Origin of the sequence: Streptomyces sp. NPDC053755, assembly GCF_040677675.1 — a bacterium.
Classification (GTDB): domain Bacteria; phylum Actinomycetota; class Actinomycetes; order Streptomycetales; family Streptomycetaceae; genus Streptomyces.
Genome location: NZ_JBFASK010000001.1, coordinates 495,659 through 515,008, shown reverse-complemented (window position 1 = coordinate 515,008; position 19,350 = coordinate 495,659). Strand labels below are relative to the sequence as shown.

Sequence of the window (19,350 nt, the reverse complement as noted above, 5' to 3'; positions counted from 1 at the left end):
GAGCAGGCCACCGAGCAAGCCGGGGCGCGGGAGGCGACCGGGGAAGCCGGTACGGAGCAGGCCACCGAGCAAGCCGGGGCGCGGGAGGCGACCGGGGAAGCCGGTACGGAAGAGGGCGCCGGGCAGGCCGGTACGGAGCAGGCCGGGGCGGGTGACGTCGGGGCGGGTGACGTCGGCCCCGAGCGGGCCGCCCAGCTCGCCCGGCAGCGTGCCGCCGTCGCCACCGCCCGCCGCAAGCGGGACCGGGACGCCGACCCCGAGCGCGCCGGGCTGCGACGCTCGGTCCTCACCGAGGCGGCCGTAGCCGTGGTGCTCCTCGCCGTGACGACCGTCCTGACCTCGACCGAGCCCGGGCGCACCGAGGAGGAGGCCGGCCGGACCTCTGCGGCCTCGGGCTCCCTCGCCGTCCCCGACCGCCCCGTCGACATCAGGCTGCCCTTCGACACCGGCGGCGTGGACGGCAAGGGGACGGTACGGCTCAGCCTCGACCCCGGCCGGACCGGCGCCAACGCGCTGCACATCTACGTGGACCGGCCCAACGGGCGCCCGCTCGACGTCCCCGAGATCAAGGTCGCCTTCACCCTCAAGGAGAAGAACGTCGGCCCGCTGCCCGTCCTGCCCGACCGCATCCAGACCGGGCACTGGAGCGCCAACGGCGTCCAGATCCCGATGCCCGGCGAATGGCAGATCCAGGTGACGGTCCGTACCTCCGACATCGACCAGACCACCATCGACAAGAACGTGAAGATCGGCTGAGCCAGTGAGCGACCAGGACAACCTCGAACTCTCCCGGCGTCGGATGCTCGGCACGGTCGGTGCGGCGGGTGCCGCCGGGCTCGCTCTCGGCGCCGCCGGCGGCGCCGGGGTGTACGCGGCAGCCTCGGGCGACGGCTCGGGCTCCGGCACGAGCACCTCCCCCGCGCTGACCAGCGTCGGAACGACGGCCGTGATGTTTCACGGGAAACATCAAGCGGGGATCACCACTCCGCTCCAGTCCCGGGGCCATCTCGTCGCCTTCGACCTCGCTGCCGGCGCGGGCCGCAAGGAGGCCGCCGCCCTGCTCCGACGATGGTCGGCGACGGCCAAGGCGCTGATGGAAGGCAAGCCGTCCACCGACGACACCGGCGTCGCCCTCGACGCGGGGCCCTCGTCCCTCACCGTCACCTTCGGCTTCGGCCACTCCTTCTTCGGCCGCACGGGGCTCGACGCCCGTCGGCCCGTGCAGCTCGACCCGCTGCCCGCCTTCTCGGCCGACGCCCTCGACCCGAAGCGTTCGGAAGGCGACCTGTGGGTGCAGATCGGCGCGGACGACGCCCTGGTCGCCTTCCACGCCCTGCGCGCGCTGCAGAAGGACGCGGGTGCGGCGGCGAAGGTGCGCTGGCAGATGAACGGCTTCAACCGCTCGGCGGGCGCCACCGCCCGGCCGATGACCGCCCGCAACCTCATGGGCCAGGTGGACGGCACCGGCAACCCGAAGCCCTCCGAGCCGGACTTCGACCGGCGGATCTTCGTCCCGGCACAGGGCGCGGGCGCGGGTGGCGGGTCGGAAACGGGCGGCGCGGTCGTTCAGGAGTGGATGTCCGGTGGCTCGTACGCCGTCGTCCGCCGGATCCGGATGCTGCTCGACGACTGGGAGAAGCTGCCCCTGGCCAAGCAGGAGAAGGTCATCGGACGGCGTAAGTCGGACGGCGCCCCGCTGACCGGCGGCACCGAGACCACCGAACTCGACCTGACGAAGTTCGGCCCGGACGGAAAGCCGGTGATCCCGGACAACGCCCACGCCCGGATCTCCGCCCCCGAACAGAACGGCGGAGCGGCCATGCTGCGTCGGCCGTTCTCCTTCCACGACGGCATCGGTCCGGACGGTGCGCCCGACGCCGGTCTGCTCTTCATCTGCTGGCAGGCCGATCCGCTGCGGGGTTTCGTGCCCGTCCAGCGCAAGCTGGACCGGGGCGACGCCCTGTCCCCCTTCATCCGGCACGAGGCGAGCGGCCTCTTCGCCGTGCCGGGCGGGGCGGCCGAGGGCGAGTACGTGGGTCAGCGCCTCCTGGAGTCGTAGGAGGCGCCTGTGCCGGGGCGCGGCGGCCGCCTCCGGGGCCCATTAGGGTGACCGTATGTCAGCCACCCGGTATACGTATCTCGGTCCCGAAGGCACCTTCACGGAGGCCGCGCTGCGTACGCTGCCCGAGGCCGCGACCCGAGAACTCGTTCCGATGGTCTCGGTCCCGGCCGCCCTGGACGCCGTGCGCAACGGACAGGCCGCTGCCGCTCTCGTACCGATCGAGAACTCGGTGGAGGGCGGGGTCACCGCCACCCTGGACGAGCTGGCTTCCGGCGAGCCGCTGATGATCTACCGCGAGGTCGTCCTCCCCATCGCCTTCGCGCTGCTCGTACGGCCGGGCACCCAGCTGTCCGAGATCAAGACCGTCACCGGCCACCCCGTGGCCCAGCCGCAGGTACGGAAGTGGCTGGGCGCTCACCTGCCCGACGCGCTGTGGGAGTCCGCCGCGTCCAACGCGGACGGCGCCCGGCTCGTCCAGGAAGGCCGCTTCGACGCGGCCTTCGCGGGCGAGTTCGCCGCGGCGACCTACGGCCTGGAGCCCTTGGTCACCGAGATCCACGACGCCGAGAACGCCGAGACCCGGTTCGTCCTGGTGGGCAGGCCGGCCCGGCCCGCGGCGCCGACCGGCGCGGACAAGACCTCGGTCGTGCTGTGGCTCGGCGAGGACCATCCCGGTGCCCTCCTCGAACTGCTGCAGGAGTTCGCGGTGCGCGGGGTCAACCTGATGTTGATCCAGTCCCGCCCGACGGGCGCCGGCATCGGCAACTACTGCTTCGCCGTGGACGCCGAGGGCCATATCTCGGACCGCCGCGTCGGCGAGGCTCTCATGGGCCTGAAGCGGATGTGTCCGAAGGTGCGGTTCCTCGGTTCGTACCCGAGGGCGGGCGTCGCGGTGAAGGACGTCCGGGTATTGCGGCCCGGGACGTCGGACGCGGAGTTCATGGCGGCCTCCGATTGGCTGGCGAGGGCCCAGGACGGTCGGGCCTGACTCGATGGTGCCCGAGCGCCTCCCGGGCCGGAGGCGGTCGTCCACAGGTGTGGACCATTAGTCCTACCTGCATACTTTTCAGTTACCCACAGAAGTTATCCACAGGCTTCGTTCTCGACCTGGGGACAAGTCGACATGACCCACGGACATGGTCGACAAATCACCCTAGCCACTCCACACCCATCCACAGCGCTCCATGTCGCCCGTGTCACCCCTATTCCCTTGATCAACTCTTTAGGGCGAGGAATTCCCACCCGAATGAGTGTGTGAGTGGGGTTTGATCGAGGAATTCCAGATCCCGCCTGTCCGTTTCGGAAGGATCTTGCCAGCAATCCACAGATCCACCACACAGGCTGTGGATAACTCGCCGGAGGCCCCCACTCCTGTGGAGAAGTCAGACAGAGTTCAAGGCTGTTCGGTCAAGCGCAGCCCGGCGATCCGCCCCTTTTCGGCGGCTCGGACCCCCTTTATTGACGAATAGGGAGAGCGTTTCCCCATCCTCGCAATTAGGGCAAACCGACACGCACGGCGATATCGGGTGGGGTGCCGCGAGCCCGCACCGGTAGCCTGGTGGGGTGATTGACCTTCGCCTGCTCCGTGAGGACCCCGACCGTGTTCGCGCCTCCCAGCGCGCCCGTGGAGAGGACGTCGAACTCGTCGACGCCCTGCTCTCCGCCGATGAGCGGCGCAGGTCGTCCGGCGTCCGCTTCGACGAGCTCCGCTCCGAGCAGAAGGCGCTCGGCAAGCTGATCCCCAAGGCCACCCCCGAGGAGCGCGCCGCGCTCCTGCAGAAGGCCGACCAGCTCAAGACCGACGTCAAGGCCGCCGAAGCGGAGCAGAACGAGGCCGACGAGACCGCGCGCGCCCTCCTCCTCAAGCTCGGCAACATCGTCCACGAGGACGTGCCGGTCGGCGGCGAGGAGGACTTCGTCGTCCTCGAGACCCACGGAACCATCCGCGACTTCGCGGCCGAGGGCTTCGAGCCCAAGGACCACCTGGAGCTGGGCGAGGCCCTGGGCGCCATCGACGTCGAGCGGGGTGCCAAGGTCTCCGGCTCGCGCTTCTACTACCTGACGGGCGTCGGCGCGCTCCTGGAGCTCGCGCTCGTCAACGCCGCGATCGCGCAGGCGACGGAGGCCGGGTTCATCCCGATGCTGACGCCGGCGCTGGTCCGCCCGCGCGCCATGGAGGGCACGGGCTTCCTCGGCCAGGCCGCGGAGAACGTCTACCACCTGGAGAAGGACGACTACTACCTCGTCGGTACGTCCGAGGTTCCCCTCGCCGCGTACCACATGGACGAGATCATCGACGCGGACAAGCTGCCGCTGCGGTACGCCGGCTTCTCGCCGTGCTTCCGCCGCGAGGCGGGTACGTACGGCAAGGACACCCGGGGCATCTTCCGTGTCCACCAGTTCGACAAGGTCGAGATGTTCTCGTACGTCGCTCCGGAGGACGCCGAGAACGAGCACAAGCGCCTCCTCGACTGGGAGAAGCAGTGGCTGACCAGCCTCGAGCTTCCCTTCCAGGTCATCGACGTGGCCACCGGCGACCTCGGCTCCTCCGCCTCGCGGAAGTTCGACTGCGAGGCGTGGATCCCCACCCAGGGCAAGTACCGCGAGCTGACCTCGGCGTCCAACTGCGACGGCTTCCAGGCGCGGCGGCTCTCCGTCCGGATGCGCGACGAGCGCGACGGCAAGAAGGTCGTCCAGCCGCTGGCGACGCTGAACGGCACGCTGTGCGCCGTCCCGCGCACCATCGTGGCGATCCTGGAGAACCACCAGCTGGCCGACGGCTCGGTGCGCGTGCCCGAGGCGCTGCGTCCGTACCTCGGCGGCCGTGAGGTCCTGGAGCCGATCTCCAAGTGAGCCCCTTCCCCTACCGGCTCGTCGCGACGGACCTGGACGGCACGCTGCTGCGTGGCGACGAGTCCGTCTCGGAACGCACGCGCGACGCCCTCGCCGCCGTGGTGGCGGCGGGAGCGGCGCACATCGTGGTCACGGGCCGGTCGGTGCCGTGGACGCGGCACGTCCTCGACGATCTCGGCTACGACGGTCTGGCGGTGTGCGGACAGGGCGCCCAGGTCTATCACGCGGGTGAACACCGGCTGCTGACCTCGCTGACGCTGGACCGGCAGCTCGCCGGTCTGGCGCTGTCGAAGGTCGAGGCGGAGGTGGGCCCGCTGGCGCTCGCGGCGAGCCGCGACGGCCTGGACGGCCAGGTCCTCGTGGGCCCGGGCTACCGCGTCCTGGAAGGCGCGCTTCCGTCGGTGCCGTACGAGGACCCGTCGGAGCTGTGGGCGGCCCCGCTGAACAAGGTGTACATCCAGCACCCCACCCTGTCGGACGACGAGCTGGCGCGGGTCACGCGCGAGACGGTCGGCAGCCTCGTGGACGTCGTCATGGCGGGTGCGGGCATCGTGGAGATCCTTCCGCTCGGCCTGAGCAAGGCGACCGGTCTCTCGCTCGCGGCACGCCGGCTGGGCGTGAAGGCGGCGGAGACCATCGCGTTCGGGGACATGCCGAACGACATCCCGATGTTCGCCTGGGCGGCCCGCGGGGTGGCCATGGCGAACGCGCACGACGAGCTGAAGGCGGTGGCGGACGAGGTGACGTCGTCGAACGAGGACGACGGCATCGCGGTCGTCCTGGAGCGCCTGCTGTCGCGCTGACGCCGGAGCGCCGGCCCCGCGCCCGCGCGGCCTGAGCCACGCGGGGGGCTGCGTGCTAGGGCTGCGGCCACGTGCGGGGGTGTTTCCGCACGGGGGCCTTTGTTCCCACGCGCGACCCGTTTCCGCACGCGAGCGCCACGCTCGAGGCTTCGTAGCAGACGCTTGGGCGACGACCGGGGCCGTGCGCTGGATACGCGGACGCGCGGAGGATGCGCGGATCGAACGCGCGCGGGGGCGACCCCGACGACGGCTTAGCAAGCCGCTGCCTTACCACTCGGCCAATCCTCCGGAGGGGCGGTCCGCGCGGACGCACCGCGCGCTCGAAGCGACCGCCCCGGCGGAGCGTCCCCCGCGCCCTCAGTCTGCGGGAGGCCGCCGCGCGACGGCCACCGGTTTTCCGCGCGTCAGCGGCCGGCAGGCGAGGCCGATCAGCAGGGAGATCGCGTGCCCCAGATCGGTGCAGGTGGGGTGCGTGGCCAGCGGTACGGCGAAGAACGTGACCGCCCCCGCGAGGTGGAACCACCGCCACGGACGCGCCAGGCGATAGGTCAGGATGCCCGCCGACGCGGCGAGGCCGTAGCTCACCCCGATGTCGACCGCATGGGCCATGCTGCGCGGCACGTCGTGGTCCCGGATCGCCTCCAGGACGACCTGCTGGCTGACGAGAGTGGCCGCGATGTGCGCGGCGGCGACCGTGAAGAGCCATCGAGGGGTGCCGAGCCACCTCTCGACGGGCGCGTGGAAGACCTCGAAAAGCAGCGCGTACAGCGGGAGGGCCGCGGGGTTCTCGATCCAGAACGCGCTGCCGAGCAGGGCCTGAAGGGGATGGTGCGCGAGCTGGTGCAGGTTGCTGCTGTTGCGGTGGAGGAGATAGCGCCCCCGGCCGTCGGAGGACAGCGCGATGACGACGCCGGTGATCGCGATGATCAGCAGCCAGACATGCGTACCGGGTGACGAACGCACCCACGACCTGATCGGTCGCGAAGGTTCGCCACCCGGGAGGATCTCGCACGTACCTACCACCGCGACGTGGGGGATTTCTGAGAACCGGAGCGCCCGCGAGGCCGTGAGACGCCGTCGCCGTCCGGGACTCAGAAGTTGATCATGTGGCCGGCCAGGCCGTGGATCGCTTCCTTGACGGCCTCGCCCAGCGTGGGGTGCGCGTGCACGTTGCGCGCCACCTCGTGGACGGTCAGGTCCCACTGCTGTGCCAGCGTCAGCTCGGGCAGCAGCTCGGTGACGTCGGGGCCGATCAGGTGAGCGCCGATGATCTCGCCGTACTTCGCGTCGCTGATGATCTTGACGAAGCCGGTGAAGTCGCCGAGGCCGTGCGCCTTGCCGTTCGCGGTGAAGGGGAACTTCGCGACCTTGACGTCGAAGCCCTTCTCCCGCGCCTGCGCCTCGGTCCAGCCGAAGCTGGCGATCTGCGGCTGGCAGTAGGTGGCGCGCGGGATCATGGGGTAGTCGAGCTCCATGGTCTCGGCGTCCGCGATGGTCTCCGAGGCGATGACGCCCATGGCCTCGGCGGTGTGCGCGAGCATGAGCTTCGCGGTCACGTCTCCGATGGCGTAGATGTGCGGGACGCTGGTGCGGCAGCGGCCGTCGACGTCGATCGCGCCGCGCTCGGTGAGCGCCACGCCGGTCTTCTCCAGGCCGTAGCCGGTGACGTTCGGGGCGAACCCGATGGCCTGCAGGACCTTGTCGGCCTCCAGCACCTTCTGGGCGCCGTCCTTGCCGGTGACGGTGACCCGGACCTGGGGACCCGACTCGTCGATCGTCTCGACGCGGGTGGAGGTCAGGACGTCGATGCCGAGCTTGCGGTACTGCTTGGCCAGTTCCTTCGAGACGTCCTCGTCCTCGAGCGGGGCGATCCGGTCCAGGAACTCGACGATGGTGACCTTCACGCCGTAGTTGTGCAGGACGTACGCGAACTCGATGCCGATCGCACCCGCGCCGGCGATGACGATCGACCGCGGCAGGTCCGCGGCGACGATCTGCTCCTCGTACGTCACCACGCGCTCGCTGCGGGCGGTCCCGGGCAGCAGACGCGGGGTCGCGCCGGTGGCGATGATGCAGTTGTCGAAGGTGATCGTCTGCGTGGCGCCGTCGGACGTGGCCACCTGGAGGGTGTTCGCGTCGAGGAAGGTGCCCCGGCCGTCGAACTCGGTGATCCCGTTCTTCTTCATCAGGAAGTGGACGCCCTTGACCCGGCCGTCCGCGACCGAGCGGCTGCGGCGGAACGCCTCGCCGTAGTCGAAGGAGACGGTGCCGTCCACCTTGATGCCGAAGGTCTTGGCCTCGTGCTGGAAGATGTGGGCGAGCTCGGCGTTGCGCAGCAGAGCCTTGGTCGGGATGCAGCCGACGTTCAGGCAGACACCGCCCCAGTACTTCTCTTCGACGACCGCGACCCGCTTGCCGAGCTGAGCGGCGCGGATGGCGGCGACGTAGCCGCCGGGGCCAGCTCCGAGTACGACGACGTCGAAGCGGTCTGACATGACTGACTCCCGAAGGTGGTGAGGATGTTCGTGTCCGCGTACGAGCCCACAGTAATCCCGGGGGCCGAACGGGCACACTTGTAGGATGACTGGGCAACCGGGTGAACAGGAGTGATGATGGCGCTCAGGACGGCGGGCCGGACCTCGCTGGTGGACTCCGTGGTGGAGCAGTTGCGGGCCCAGCTCGCGGAGGGCGAATGGGCCGTCGGCGACCGCATTCCCACCGAACACGAGCTGGCGGCCCAGCTGGCCGTCGGTCGCAACACCGTCCGCGAGGCGGTACGGGTCCTCGTCCACGCCGGCCTCCTGGAGTCCCGGCAGGGCAACGGCACGTTCGTCAGGTCGACCGCCGACCCGGCGGCCGTGCTGCGCGGAATGCGCCATGCGGGTGCGCGGGATGTCCTGGAACTGCGGGTCGCCCTGGAGGCGGAGGCCGCGCGGCTCGCGGCGGGGCGGAGGGACACCCACGACCTGCTGCGGCTCCGGGCGGCCCTGAGGACGCTGCGCGAGGAGGGCGACCGCGACGCGGACGCCGACATGGCCTTCCACCAGGCCGTCGTGGAGGCCACGCACAACGCCGCCTTCGTCGAGGTGTACCGCTTCTTCTCCGCCCAGGTGCACGAGGTGCTGGTGGAGGCGCTGGGTGACCGGGAGATGCCGCCCGTCGACATCGACGCGCACGAGGCCCTGGTCGCGGCGATCGAGGCGGGGGACCCGGCGGCGGCCGAGGCGGAGGCCCGGGAGCTGCTGCGGGTGCCGATGGAGACGGTCGCCGCGCTGACCACCGCCCGCTGACCACCGGCCGATGGCCCGCGGGTCCTGCGCACCCCGGCGGCGGGCCCGCCCCGGTGGCCCGCGGGACCGCCGCATCCCGGCCACGGCCCCGGCCGGCCACCTCACCGCCGTACGTACGAAGAAGGAACGCTCGTGTCACGCCCCGAAACACCCCTGCTCGTCGACGCCGAGGCGGACGTCCGGCCCTCCCCCCAGGCGGCCGCCGGGCGCCGGGCGTTGCTCGCGCACCCCGCCCTGCTGATGGTCGGGATCGTGCTCGCCTCGCTCAACATGCGGGCGGCGCTGGCGAGCGTGTCGCCGCTGGTGGGGGAGATATCGGCGGCCTTCGGGCTCTCCTCCACGGCGAGTTCGCTGGTGACGTCCGTGCCGGTGCTCTTCCTGGGGGCCGGCGCGCTGGTGGCTCCGTGGCTGGGGCGGCGCTTCGGCGCCGAACCGGTCCTGCTCGCCGCGCTGGTCCTGCTCGGCGTCGGCATCCTCGTGCGCGTCCTGCCGTCCGTGTACGCGCTGTACGGCGGCGGTGTCCTGGTCGGCACGGCGATCGCCCTGCTCAACGTGCTGATGCCGGGCCTGATCAAGCGGGACTTCCCGGACCGGGCGGCGTCGATGACCTCGGTCTACACGGGCGCGATGATCGCGGGCGCCACGGTGGTCGCGGCGGCCTCGGTGCCTCTGGAGCGGGCTCTCGGCGGACGGTGGGAGGCCTCGCTGGCCTTCTGGTCGCTCCTCGCGGCCCTCGCGGCGGTGGCCTGGCTGCCCCAGGTCCTGATCGCCCGGGGCCGTACGGGTCACCAGGCCCGGGCGGCGGGTCCAGGGGCCGGAACACGGGCGGGAGCCGGGCCGGCGGGCGGGTCACGGGCGGGAGCCGGGCCGGCGGGTGGTCCCGCGGCGCGGGCCGGGAGCGTCTGGCGCTCGGCCCTGGCCTGGCAGGTCACCCTCTTCATGGGCCTGCAGTCCCTGTGGTCGTACGTGCTGATCGCCTGGATGCCGACCATCTTCACCGACCACGGAATGAGCCCGGGGACGGCGGGCGTCGTCTTCGCCTTCAACAACCTGATCCAGGTGGCGGGCGCCTTCGCCGTGCCGCTTCTCGCGGGGCACATGCGCGGCCAGCGCCCGCTGGTCGTCCTCGTCACGACCCTGGTCGCGGCGGGGTACACGGGGCTGCTGGTCGCCCCGGTGCAGGGGGCGTGGCTGTGGTCCGCCGTCCTCGGTGTCGGGCAGGGCGGGGCGGTGGGCCTGGCCCTCACGCTGATCGTGCTGCGGTCGGGGGACGCGGTGACCGCCTCCCGGCTCTCCGGGATGGCCCAGACCGTCGGCTATCTGCTGGCCGCGGCCGGGCCGTTGGCCGCGGGGGCGATGCACCAGGCGACCGGCTCCTGGACGGTGCCGATCGCCCTGGTGCTGTGCGTCTGCGCGGCCGCTCTGGGCATCGGGCTGCTGGCGGCGAGGGACCGGAAGGTCTGAGCCCGCCGGTCCCCCGTCCCCCGCGGCCTGTGAGGGGGACGGGGGCCGACACCGCGCCGACCGCGTCGCGTTGCGTCTACTCCTCGCCCGCCAGCTTCAGCGTCCGCAGCTTCTGGCCCGCGTACCAGGTCGCCAGGACCGTCACGCCGACGAGCAGCGCCACCGCGGCCGGCAGACCGACCTCGGAGGAGACCAGGCCCTCGCCGCTGACCTTCTGGGCCACCGCCAGCGCCCACTGCTGCACGCTGAGCGTCTTCGCCCCGGAGATCAGCGAGCCGAACAGGGCCTCCCAGACCAGGGCGTAGACCAGGCCGATGACGACCGCGTGCCGGCTGACCGTGCCGAGCAGCAGGAAGAGCGCGCTGTAGGCGATGGAGGCGACCAGTGCCGCGACGGTGTACGCCACCGCCACCTGCTGGCCGTTGCCGTTGAGGATCATGCCGGCGAGGAAGGTCGGCACGGCGGAGAAGACCATCGTCACGGCGATCGCGACGATCAGCTTGGTGAAGATGATCGACGGCCGCTTCACCGGCTTGGACAGCAGATAGACGATCGAACCGTCGTCGATCTCCGGGCCGATCGCGCCCGTTCCGGCGATGACGCCGATCAGCGGCACCATCGTGGCGAGCGCGAAACCGCCGAGGACATCGGCCGCGACCTGGTCGTCCGCACCGTTGAACATCCGTACCGCTGCGGCGATCAGCAGCAGGAAGGCGGGCAGCAGGAAGAGGATCAGCGCCCGCCGGCGGCCGAGAAGGGCCCGGTAGGTGAGCCGGGCGACTGTGGGGTTGTACATCGGTCAGGCTCCTTTCAGGCCGCTACGAGGTAAGAGAAGACCGATTCGAGGGACTCGTCCGAGGGCGAGACCGTCAGCAGCCGGATCCCCTGCGCCCGGGCGACGCGGGGCAGCAGCTCCGTGAAGCGGCCGAAGTCCACCGCCTGGACGCGCAGGGCGCCCTCGGCGAGGTCGACCTCGATGCCGGCCGTGGACGGGTCGGCGATGAGCGCGGCCGCGAGCGCCCGGTCGTCGCTGGACCGTACGAGATAGCGGTGCGGCCGGTCCGTCATCAGTCGGCGGATCTTGCGGAAGTCGCCGGAAGCGGCGTGCCGTCCGGCCACGATCACCTCGATGTGCGAGGCGAGCTGCTCGACCTCCTCCAGGATGTGCGAGGAGAAGAGCACCGTGCGGCCCTCGGAGCCCATCTGGCGCAGCAGGTCCATCAGCTGCATGCGCTGGCGCGGGTCCATGCCGTTGAACGGCTCGTCCAGCAGGAGCACGGACGGGTCGTGCACGAGGGCGGAGGCCATCTTCACGCGCTGCCGCATGCCCTTGCTGTAGGTCGCGATCTTGCGGTCCTGCGCGTACTCCATCTCGACCGTGGCGAGCGCCCGATGGGCCTCCTTGTCGCCCAGGCCGTGCAACTCGGCGTTGGCGACGACGAACTCGCGTCCGGTGAGGAAGTCGTACATCGCCTCCCGCTCGGGCACGACGCCGATCTGGCGGTAGACGGACTCGTTGCGCCAGATCGTCGCGCCGTCGAGGGTGACCGTGCCCGTGGAGGGAGCGAGGAAGCCGCCCATCATGTTGATGAGGGTGGACTTCCCGGCCCCGTTGGGGCCGAGCAGGCCGGTGACGCCCGGGCCGATCGTCATGGTGACGTCGTTGACGGCCACGACGTTGCCGAACCAGCGTGAGGCGTGGTCGATGTGAAGAGTGCTCATGGGCGCAGCCCATTCCTTGGAAGGGTGGTGGTGGGCGACGGGAGGGCGGTCACAGCCCCACCTTTCGGTAGCGGCGCATCAGGACTCCGTACGAGCCGGCGATGAGCGCGAGGACGACCAGCAGGTACACGGCGCCGACTCCGGCGCCCGGGCCGACGCCCTCCCCGCCGGGGAAGGAGGTGTTGGCGCCGAGGAAGGCGCTCTGCACTCCGCCGATGAGCGTGACCGGCGAGAACAGGCCGATCCACTTGATGGCGTCGAGGTTGTCCGTGCCGTAGGCGATGCCCTGGAGCGTGGAGACCGCGCCGTAGGAGATCACCATGGTGGCGATGACGGCGGCGACGCCGAAGCCGCGGCGGGGGGTGAGCGCGGCCATGACCAGGCCGATCCCGCCGAACAGCAGCGAGAGCAGCGCCACGGAGACCAGCCCCTGGCCGAAGCCCGCGGCCTGGTCGGAGAAGTCCAGCTTCGCGAGCAGCGCCCCGACGAAGAGGATCACCAGCGGCGCGGCCGTCAGGACGAAGAGCGCCGAGGCCATGGCCCCGTACTTGGCGAGGACGTAGTCCGTGCGCTCGATCGGGCGCGAGAAGTAGAGCGGCACCGTTCTGAACCGCAGGTCCCGGGAGACGGACTGGGGGGCCTGGGCGGCGAGGTAGATGCAGATGACGAGCTGGAGGTAGATCGCGTAGGCCGTGTAGTCGAGCGGCAGCTTGTTCGCCTTGGTGACCACCGCGACCGCCACGATGATCAGCGCGGGAACGCACATCACGGCGAAGAGGATCATCGGGAGCACCTTGGACTTGGCGCTGCGGCCCAGTCCGTACGCCCCGCGGAGCGACTGCGAGAACAGCGCGCGGCGGGCGTAGGCCCGGCCGAGGCGCGGCCCGTCGTAGGAGCGGTAGCCGATGTTGTGGATCTGGGTGGTCTCGGGGGTCTGGGCGTGGGTGCTCATCGCGCCGGCACCTCCTCCTGCTTCTCCGGGGAGCCCTGCGGACGGAAGACCTCGGCGATGTGATGCCGGCGCTGCTCCATGCGGACGAGACCGAGTCCCAGGTCGGCGACGGTGTCGCGGACCAGGTCGTAGGTCTCCTCGCCTGCGGCCTCGACGAGGAGGATGTGCCCGGCGCCGGGCAGCCCGTCCTCGACTCCCTCGTGGAGGGTGACGCCCGCGGCGGCGAGGGCCGCCCGCAGGGCGTGGGTGCCGTCCGGGTGGGTGTCGGAGTCGGTGACCTCGACCGCGAGGGTCGTGGTGGTCTGGGTGAAGTCGCTGGTCGAGCTGGAGCGCAGCAGCCGCCCGCCGTCGATGACGACGACGTGGTCGCAGGTGCGCTCCAGCTCGCCCAGGAGGTGCGAGGTGACGAGGACCGAGATGCCGAAGTCGGTCCAGACCCGGCGGATCAGGCCGAGCATCTCGTCACGGCCGACGGGGTCGAGGCCGTTGGTGGGCTCGTCGAGGAGGACCAGCTGTGGGTCGTGGACCAGCGCCTGGGCGAGCTTCACCCGCTGCTTCATACCCGTCGAGTAGCCGCCGATGGGGCGGTACCGCTCCTCGTACAGGCCGACGTGGCGCAGGGTGTCGGCCGTCCGCTCACGGGCGGCGGTGGGCGGCAGCCCCGACATCCGCGCCATGTGGACGACGAACTCCGTGGCCGAGACGTCGGGCGGGAGGCAGTCGTGCTCGGGCATGTACCCCACGCGCTCGCGGATCTGGGCGCCGGAGGTGGAGACGTCCATGCCGAGCACGGCGGCCGTGCCCTCCGTGGCGGGGGAGAGGCCGAGCAGGATTTTGATCATCGTGGACTTGCCGGCTCCGTTGGCACCCACCAGTCCGGTCACACCGGGCCCGATGTCCAGGGAGAGCCGGTCGAGAGCGGTCACCCGGGGGAACCGCTTGCTGAGGCTTTCGGTAGCGATCACAGTCACGCTTCGACGGTAGTGGCGGACACCACAGGCAGTCGTCAGCCCAACGGCTCGGTCCGTATCCGACTCCAGGAGTACGAACCCGTAAGGGAGCCGCGACCAAAGTCGTTCGCGCCTCCCGCCGCGGCGGGTTTTCCACAGGCTGACGCAGGCCCCTTGACGCAGCCGCCGGGCATTGTCACATTCATCAGTGTCAAGTTACGGCCGCGTAGTGCACGCATACGCTCACACGGGACGGACGTATGGCATGACCTCAGCAGTGACAGGTGAACTGACCGCGGAACTGCGGGGGTTCAGGGAGGTGCAGCGCCTCTCCTACGCCTGTGCGGAAGCCGTCGCGGCGCAGCTCCGGCCGGGGGTGACCGAGCGCGAGGCGGCGCGGATGCAGCGGGACTGGCTGCGCGAGCGGGGGGTGCGGGACTGGTTCCACCGCCCGTTCGCCTGGTTCGGCGATCGCACGGCCTTCGTCGGATTCCGGATCCCCCTGCAGTTCTTTCCCACCGACCGGCGGCTGGAGGCGGGGATGCCCTTCATCCTCGACATGGCCCCGGTCCACAAGGGCTACACCGCCGACGTCGGCTATTCCGGCTGCCTGGGGCTCAATCCGCTGCACGACAAGCTGCTCGCCGATCTGGAGGCGCACCGCGAGCTGATCCTGAGCGAGGTCAGGGAGCGCCGCACGCTGCGGGAGATCTATGAGGACGTGGACCGGCTCATGGTCCGCCAGGGCTACGCCAACCGGCACCGCGCGTATCCCTTCGGCGTCATCGCCCACAAGATCGACCGGGTGAGGGAGCGCCGCTGGTCCCCGACGCTCTTCGGCTTCGGCACCCAGTCGCTCAGGGGTCTCGCGAGCGACGCGGTCCACGGGCACCGGGACGGCTGGTCGCCGCTCTGGTCGCCGTACACGTTCTCCGACCACCCGCCCCGCCCGGGGCTGTGGGCGGTCGAGCCGCACCTCGGTTTCCGGGGGACGGGCGCGAAGTTCGAGGAGATCCTGGTCGTCACCGACTCCCGGGACCCCGAGCAGAGCGCGTTCTGGCTGGACGACGATCTGCCGCACGTGCGGCGCTGGGCTGAGGAGGGGGCGGAGTGAAGGCGAGTCTCGAAGGGGCGCGCGAGCGCCGGGTCCGTACGGGCGGGATCGAGCTGTGTGTCGCCGAGCTGGGCGACACGAGCCGGCCGACCGTGCTGCTGGTGCACGGATACCCGGACTCGAAGGAGGTGTGGTCGGAGGTGGCCCACCGCCTCGCCGAGCGCTTCCACGTGGTGCTGTACGACGTCCGGGGACACGGCCGCTCCACGGCACCGGCCCCGCTGCGCGGCGGGTTCACCCTGGAGAAGCTGACGGACGACTTCCTGGCCGTCGCCGACGCGGTGAGCCCGGACCGGCCCGTCCACCTGGTCGGGCACGACTGGGGCTCGGTGCAGTCCTGGGAGTTCGTGACCGTCTCGCGCACGGAGGGCCGGATCGCCTCCTTCACCTCGATGTCCGGCCCGTCCCTCGACCACTTCGGCCACTGGATCAAGCGGCGGATGACCCGGCCCACTCCGCGCCGGGTGGGCCAGCTCCTCGGCCAGGGAGCCAAGTCCTGGTACGTCTACCTGCTGCACACGCCCGCGCTGCCGGAGCTGGCCTGGCGCGGACCGCTCGGCAAGCGGTGGCCGGGTCTCCTCCAGCGCGTCGAGAAGGTCCCGACGGGCGACTATCCGACGTCTTCCCTCCCCGAGGACGCGGCCCACGGCGCCTGGCTCTACCGCGACAACGTCCGCTCGCGGCTGCGCCGGCCGCGCGCCGACGCGTACGCCCACGCGCCCGTGCAGCTGATCACCCCGACCGGGGACGCGTTCCTCTCCGAGCGGCTCTACGACGACCTGGCGCCCTGGGTGCCGGACCTGACCCGGCGCTCCCTGACCGCCAAGCACTGGGTGCCCCGCACCCGGCCCGACCAGCTGACCGCCTGGATCACCGAGTTCGTCGAGGCGAACGAGGACCCGGCGACCAAGGCGCCGAGGAACGCCGCGGCGAGCGGCACACGGCCGGAGTACGCCGAGCGGTTCGGCGGACAGCTGGTCCTGGTGACCGGCGCGGCCAGCGGCATCGGCCGGGCCACCGCCTTCGCGTTCGCCGAGGCGGGGGCGCGGGTCGTCGCCGTCGACCGGGACGCCGAGGGCGCCGCCCGGACGGCCGAGATGTCCCGGCTGATCGGCGCTCCCGCCGCATGGGCCGAGACGGTGGACGTCGGTGACGAGCAGGCCATGGAGAAGCTCGGCGCCAAGGTGGCGAGTGAGTACGGCATCGTCGACGTCCTGGTCAACAACGCCGGGATCGGTCTGACCGGTTCGTTCTTCGAGACCACCTCCGAGGAGTGGAGGAAGGTCCTCGACGTCAATCTGTGGGGCGTCATCCACGGCTGCCGGGTCTTCGGCGGGCAGATGGCCGAGCGGGGTCAGGGCGGCCACATCGTCAACACCGCGTCCGCCGCCGCCTTCCAGCCCTCGCGCGCCCTGCCCGCTTACAGCACGTCCAAGGCGGCCGTCCTGATGCTGAGCGAGTGCCTGCGGGCCGAGCTGGCGGACCGGGGCATCGGGGTCTCGGCGATCTGCCCCGGCATCGTGAACACCAACATCACCGCGACGGCACGGTTCGCCGGCGCCGGCGAGGAGGAGCAGCGGCGTCGGCGGCAGAAGGCCCAGCGGCTGTACGGGCTGCGCAACTACCCCCCGGAGAAGGTCGCGGACGCGATCCTGCGCGCGGTGGTGCGCGACCAGGCTGTCGTCCCGGTCACTCCCGAGGCGCGCGGGTCGCACTTCTTGTCCCGTTTCGCCCCCGGAGCCCTGCGGGTGATAGCCCGGCTGGAGCCGCCGTCCTGAGCAATGGGCGACGGACCGTACCATCCCTCGCAGGAGGGTCCCCCGAGGGGATGGGCGGCAGGCGGGAAGACGGTGGGAGCGGTCGTGGCGGAGCAGTCGGCACAAGCGGGGAGAGGGGGCGGGCGGCCGTCCCCTGCCGAGTACCGGATCGAGGACCTGGCCCACCACAGCGGCGCCACGGTCCGGACGATCCGCGCCTATCAGGACCGCGGCCTGCTGCCCCGCCCCGAGCGACGCGGCCGGTCGAACGTCTACGGCGACGCCCATCTCGCCCGGCTGCGGCAGATCGCCGACCTGCTGGACCGCGGCTACACCCTGGCCTCCATCAAGGAACTGCTGGAGGCCTGGGACGCGGGGCGGGGGCTCGGCGGGGTCCTCGGCCTGGTCGCGGAGGTCGACGGGCCGTGGACGGACGAGGAGGCCGACCGGATCACCCGAGCGGACCTGGACGCCACGTTCGGCGGCGAGCCGGACGAGGAGGCGGTGCGGGAGGCGATCGAGCTGGGAGTGCTGGAGCGGATTCCGGGACGCGACGACGAGTTCCTCGTTCCCAGTCCCCAAGAGCTGGCGGTGGCGGCGGAGTTGCACGCGGCCGGAGTGCCGCTCACCGCTATCTCCGGGCATCTCAGGGAACTTCGGGTGCAGGTCGAGCACATCGCCTCGCGTTTCCTGGAGTTCACGACCGAGCATGTCTTCGCTCGTTATCTGGAGCACCGCCCTCCGACGGACGCGGACGCGGCGGAAGCCGCGACGATGGTGCGTCGGCTTCGGCCGCTGGCTCAGCAGACGGTCGACGCCGAACTGGCGCGTGCCATGCGGATCTTCGCCACCCGCCATCTCCGGCACCACCTGTCGGCCGAGCCCGCACCGGTACGGGACGACGAGCCACGGCAGGTGGCGCTGCCGGCCGGGACGATACGGGCCGTCCAGGAGCTTGTTGGCGCGGAGAACGTGTCCGCCTTCATCGCGACGGCGGCCGAACGCGAGGTACAGAAGCGGTCGTTGGACTCCCTTGCCTCAAATAAGCTCGAAAAAACTTGAATAGGGCAAGTACCCATATAAGTTGGAGCCGTTGTCCACAGAACTGCCAATTCCCCTGTGGATAAACCGAGTTCATTGTGGATCAAACCTGGGCCGCGGAATTCGATGGTGACGTCGGCCACTCTCCGGCATCCTGACGCCATGAACGGACCCCTCGACGAGAGACGCACCGTGAAGGTGTCGAAGTACCTCTCCAAGCACCTCCGCCACCAACCGGAACGAATCGGCCTGGTCCTCGACGCGCACGGCTGGACCGAGATCGACGCCCTCCTGCGGGCCGCGGCGGAGCACGGCTTCCCGATCACCCGCGCCGAGCTGGACCACGTCGTCGCGAGTAACGACAAGAAGCGCTTCGCGGTCGAGGGCACCCGGATCCGCGCCAGCCAGGGACACACCGTCGAGGTGGACCTCGACCTCCCGGTCGCCGAACCGCCCGCGTACCTCTTCCACGGTACGGTCGCCGCCCGCCTGGACGCGATCCGAGCCGAGGGCCTGCGCCCGATGGCCCGCCACCACGTCCACCTCTCCCCTGACCGGGAGACGGCGACCCGCGTCGGCGCGCGACGCGGCCGGCCCCTGGTGCTGAGCGTGGACGCCGGCGCGATGCACCGGGCCGGTCATGTGTTCCACGTCAGCGCCAACGGCGTCTGGCTGACCGACGCGGTGCCGCCGGAGTTCCTCCGCCTCCCCGAGTAACGGGCCGCCGGCCACCACGCCCCGGCCCACCACGCCCTGCCGAGGCCCACCCCGGTCCTTCCGGCTCCGAGGAAGCCGCCGGGCCCGCGCCGCTCCTGCGGCATGATCGCCCTATGGGACACCCGCATCTGCCGTCCACCCAGTCCGCCGTCACCGCGATCCGCGAGATCGCCCGGGAGTACGGCCTCGCCATCAGCGTCACCGACGACATTGGCGCCGACCGGACCTCCCGCCGGACCTCCGCCGACGCCTTCACCGTCCTCGACCCCGACGGTTCCCTGCCCCACGAGGCCTTCATCGAGCTCGGCGGCTCCCCGTCCGTGACCGTACGGCTCTTCCCCGAGGACGACGCCAGGATCACCGTCGACGACGTGGAGTTCGACGACGTACCCCGGGACTCCGTCCCCGCCTTCCTCCGCTCCGTCCACGGAGGTCTCGCCTCGGTGAAGGGCAGGTTCTTCCCGCCGGGATGGTGGCTGGTCGTCCCCCTGCCCGGCGACGAGACGTACAAGGAACTCGTCCCCGCCGGAACGCTCAGCCCCTGGCTCAGCACGCGGGTCCGCTGAGCCTCGCCGACCGGGGCGCTCACCCGCCCCGGCCACCGAGCGGCCGCCCTTCCGGTGCC

17 protein-coding genes, 1 tRNA gene and 1 pseudogene are annotated in these 19,350 nt (G+C 71.2%); 12 read left to right on the top strand and 7 right to left on the bottom strand.

What is annotated here, in order from left to right; translation table 11 throughout:
* The 5 genes and pseudogenes from AB0K65_RS02290 to AB0K65_RS02270 all read left to right on the top strand — a co-directional run.
* Positions 1–756: pseudogene (locus AB0K65_RS02290) on the top strand (hypothetical protein); the annotation flags it as partial.
* A 43-nt stretch (positions 757–799) separates the two neighbouring features.
* Positions 800–2,059 (top strand): iron uptake transporter deferrochelatase/peroxidase subunit, encoded by a 1,260-nt coding sequence (efeB, locus tag AB0K65_RS02285; protein WP_365713661.1) that lies wholly within the window; start codon positions 800–802, stop codon positions 2,057–2,059.
* 55 nt (positions 2,060–2,114) lie between these two features.
* Complete coding sequence (pheA, locus tag AB0K65_RS02280) at positions 2,115–3,050, top strand: prephenate dehydratase (RefSeq protein ID WP_365713398.1); 936 nt, start codon at positions 2,115–2,117, stop codon at positions 3,048–3,050.
* A 575-nt stretch (positions 3,051–3,625) separates the two neighbouring features.
* Positions 3,626–4,915: a serine--tRNA ligase gene (gene serS / locus AB0K65_RS02275; RefSeq protein WP_365713396.1), complete on the top strand. Its 1,290-nt coding sequence runs from the start codon at positions 3,626–3,628 to the stop codon at positions 4,913–4,915.
* Positions 4,912–5,718: an HAD family hydrolase gene (locus tag AB0K65_RS02270; protein ID WP_365713394.1), complete on the top strand. Its 807-nt coding sequence runs from the start codon at positions 4,912–4,914 to the stop codon at positions 5,716–5,718. The genes serS and AB0K65_RS02270 overlap by 4 nt, the downstream gene beginning before the upstream one ends.
* Before the next feature lie 203 nt (positions 5,719–5,921).
* Here the strand turns inward: AB0K65_RS02270 and AB0K65_RS02265 are convergent.
* The 3 genes from AB0K65_RS02265 to lpdA form a co-directional block, all read right to left on the bottom strand.
* Positions 5,922–6,006: transfer RNA gene (locus AB0K65_RS02265), tRNA-Ser, on the bottom strand.
* A gap of 69 nt (positions 6,007–6,075) precedes the next feature.
* Entirely contained in the window at positions 6,076–6,681 is a 606-nt protein-coding gene (locus AB0K65_RS02260; RefSeq protein WP_365713392.1) for a rhomboid-like protein, read from the bottom strand.
* 128 nt (positions 6,682–6,809) lie between these two features.
* Entirely contained in the window at positions 6,810–8,213 is a 1,404-nt protein-coding gene (lpdA, locus tag AB0K65_RS02255) for a dihydrolipoyl dehydrogenase (protein WP_365713390.1), read from the bottom strand.
* A 117-nt stretch (positions 8,214–8,330) separates the two neighbouring features.
* Between lpdA and AB0K65_RS02250 the strand changes: the two genes are divergently transcribed.
* Together AB0K65_RS02250 and AB0K65_RS02245 are read left to right on the top strand one after the other, a co-directional pair.
* On the top strand, positions 8,331–9,008 hold the full coding sequence (locus AB0K65_RS02250) for an FCD domain-containing protein (RefSeq protein ID WP_365713388.1): 678 nt from the start codon (positions 8,331–8,333) through the stop codon (positions 9,006–9,008).
* Positions 9,009–9,140: 132 nt separating this feature from the next.
* On the top strand, positions 9,141–10,472 hold the full coding sequence (locus AB0K65_RS02245; RefSeq protein ID WP_365713386.1) for an MFS transporter: 1,332 nt from the start codon (positions 9,141–9,143) through the stop codon (positions 10,470–10,472).
* Positions 10,473–10,548: 76 nt separating this feature from the next.
* Here the strand turns inward: AB0K65_RS02245 and AB0K65_RS02240 are convergent, their stop codons facing one another.
* From AB0K65_RS02240 to AB0K65_RS02225, 4 genes are read right to left on the bottom strand one after another with little or no spacing between them, the layout of a single operon-like run.
* Positions 10,549–11,268 carry an ABC transporter permease gene (locus tag AB0K65_RS02240; protein ID WP_365713384.1) on the bottom strand — a complete coding sequence of 240 codons (720 nt, stop codon included), beginning with the start codon at positions 11,266–11,268 and terminating at the stop codon, positions 10,549–10,551.
* A gap of 14 nt (positions 11,269–11,282) precedes the next feature.
* Positions 11,283–12,194 carry an ABC transporter ATP-binding protein gene (locus tag AB0K65_RS02235; protein WP_365713382.1) on the bottom strand — a complete coding sequence of 304 codons (912 nt, stop codon included), beginning with the start codon at positions 12,192–12,194 and terminating at the stop codon, positions 11,283–11,285.
* 49 nt (positions 12,195–12,243) lie between these two features.
* Complete coding sequence (locus AB0K65_RS02230) at positions 12,244–13,146, bottom strand: ABC transporter permease (RefSeq protein WP_365713380.1); 903 nt, start codon at positions 13,144–13,146, stop codon at positions 12,244–12,246.
* The gene (locus AB0K65_RS02225; protein WP_365713659.1) at positions 13,143–14,111 is read right to left on the bottom strand and encodes an ABC transporter ATP-binding protein; all 969 of its coding nucleotides are present in this window, start codon (positions 14,109–14,111) and stop codon (positions 13,143–13,145) included. The genes AB0K65_RS02230 and AB0K65_RS02225 overlap by 4 nt, the downstream gene beginning before the upstream one ends.
* A 250-nt stretch (positions 14,112–14,361) precedes the next feature.
* Here AB0K65_RS02225 and AB0K65_RS02220 point away from each other — a divergent pair, with 250 nt between their 5' ends.
* From AB0K65_RS02220 to AB0K65_RS02200, 5 genes are all read left to right on the top strand, one after another.
* Complete coding sequence (locus tag AB0K65_RS02220) at positions 14,362–15,210, top strand: M24 family metallopeptidase (RefSeq protein ID WP_365713378.1); 849 nt, start codon at positions 14,362–14,364, stop codon at positions 15,208–15,210.
* A complete protein-coding gene (locus AB0K65_RS02215) occupies positions 15,207–16,988 on the top strand; it encodes an SDR family oxidoreductase (protein WP_365713376.1) in 1,782 nt (593 codons plus the stop codon). The genes AB0K65_RS02220 and AB0K65_RS02215 overlap by 4 nt, the downstream gene beginning before the upstream one ends.
* A gap of 84 nt (positions 16,989–17,072) precedes the next feature.
* On the top strand, positions 17,073–18,029 hold the full coding sequence (locus AB0K65_RS02210; RefSeq protein ID WP_365713374.1) for a MerR family transcriptional regulator: 957 nt from the start codon (positions 17,073–17,075) through the stop codon (positions 18,027–18,029).
* Between the two features lie 141 nt (positions 18,030–18,170).
* Positions 18,171–18,725: an RNA 2'-phosphotransferase gene (locus AB0K65_RS02205; protein WP_365713373.1), complete on the top strand. Its 555-nt coding sequence runs from the start codon at positions 18,171–18,173 to the stop codon at positions 18,723–18,725.
* 113 nt (positions 18,726–18,838) lie between these two features.
* Positions 18,839–19,291 (top strand): hypothetical protein, encoded by a 453-nt coding sequence (locus tag AB0K65_RS02200; RefSeq protein ID WP_365713371.1) that lies wholly within the window; start codon positions 18,839–18,841, stop codon positions 19,289–19,291.
* The last annotated feature ends 59 nt before the right edge of the window (positions 19,292–19,350 follow it).

Excerpts from the sequence above, each read along its gene's own strand:
- AB0K65_RS02200 (WP_365713371.1), top strand. The coding sequence starts at position 18,839 with ATGGGACACCCGCATCTGCCGTCCACCCAGTCCGCCGTCACCGCGATC.
- efeB (WP_365713661.1), top strand. The coding sequence starts at position 800 with ATGCTCGGCACGGTCGGTGCGGCGGGTGCCGCCGGGCTCGCTCTCGGC.
- AB0K65_RS02240 (WP_365713384.1), bottom strand. The coding sequence starts at position 11,268 with ATGTACAACCCCACAGTCGCCCGGCTCACCTACCGGGCCCTTCTCGGC.
- AB0K65_RS02250 (WP_365713388.1), top strand. The coding sequence starts at position 8,331 with ATGGCGCTCAGGACGGCGGGCCGGACCTCGCTGGTGGACTCCGTGGTG.
- AB0K65_RS02230 (WP_365713380.1), bottom strand. The coding sequence starts at position 13,146 with ATGAGCACCCACGCCCAGACCCCCGAGACCACCCAGATCCACAACATC.
- AB0K65_RS02235 (WP_365713382.1), bottom strand. The coding sequence starts at position 12,194 with ATGAGCACTCTTCACATCGACCACGCCTCACGCTGGTTCGGCAACGTC.
- AB0K65_RS02220 (WP_365713378.1), top strand. The coding sequence starts at position 14,362 with ATGACCTCAGCAGTGACAGGTGAACTGACCGCGGAACTGCGGGGGTTC.
- pheA (WP_365713398.1), top strand. The coding sequence starts at position 2,115 with ATGTCAGCCACCCGGTATACGTATCTCGGTCCCGAAGGCACCTTCACG.
- lpdA (WP_365713390.1), bottom strand. The coding sequence starts at position 8,213 with ATGTCAGACCGCTTCGACGTCGTCGTACTCGGAGCTGGCCCCGGCGGC.
- AB0K65_RS02205 (WP_365713373.1), top strand. The coding sequence starts at position 18,171 with ATGAACGGACCCCTCGACGAGAGACGCACCGTGAAGGTGTCGAAGTAC.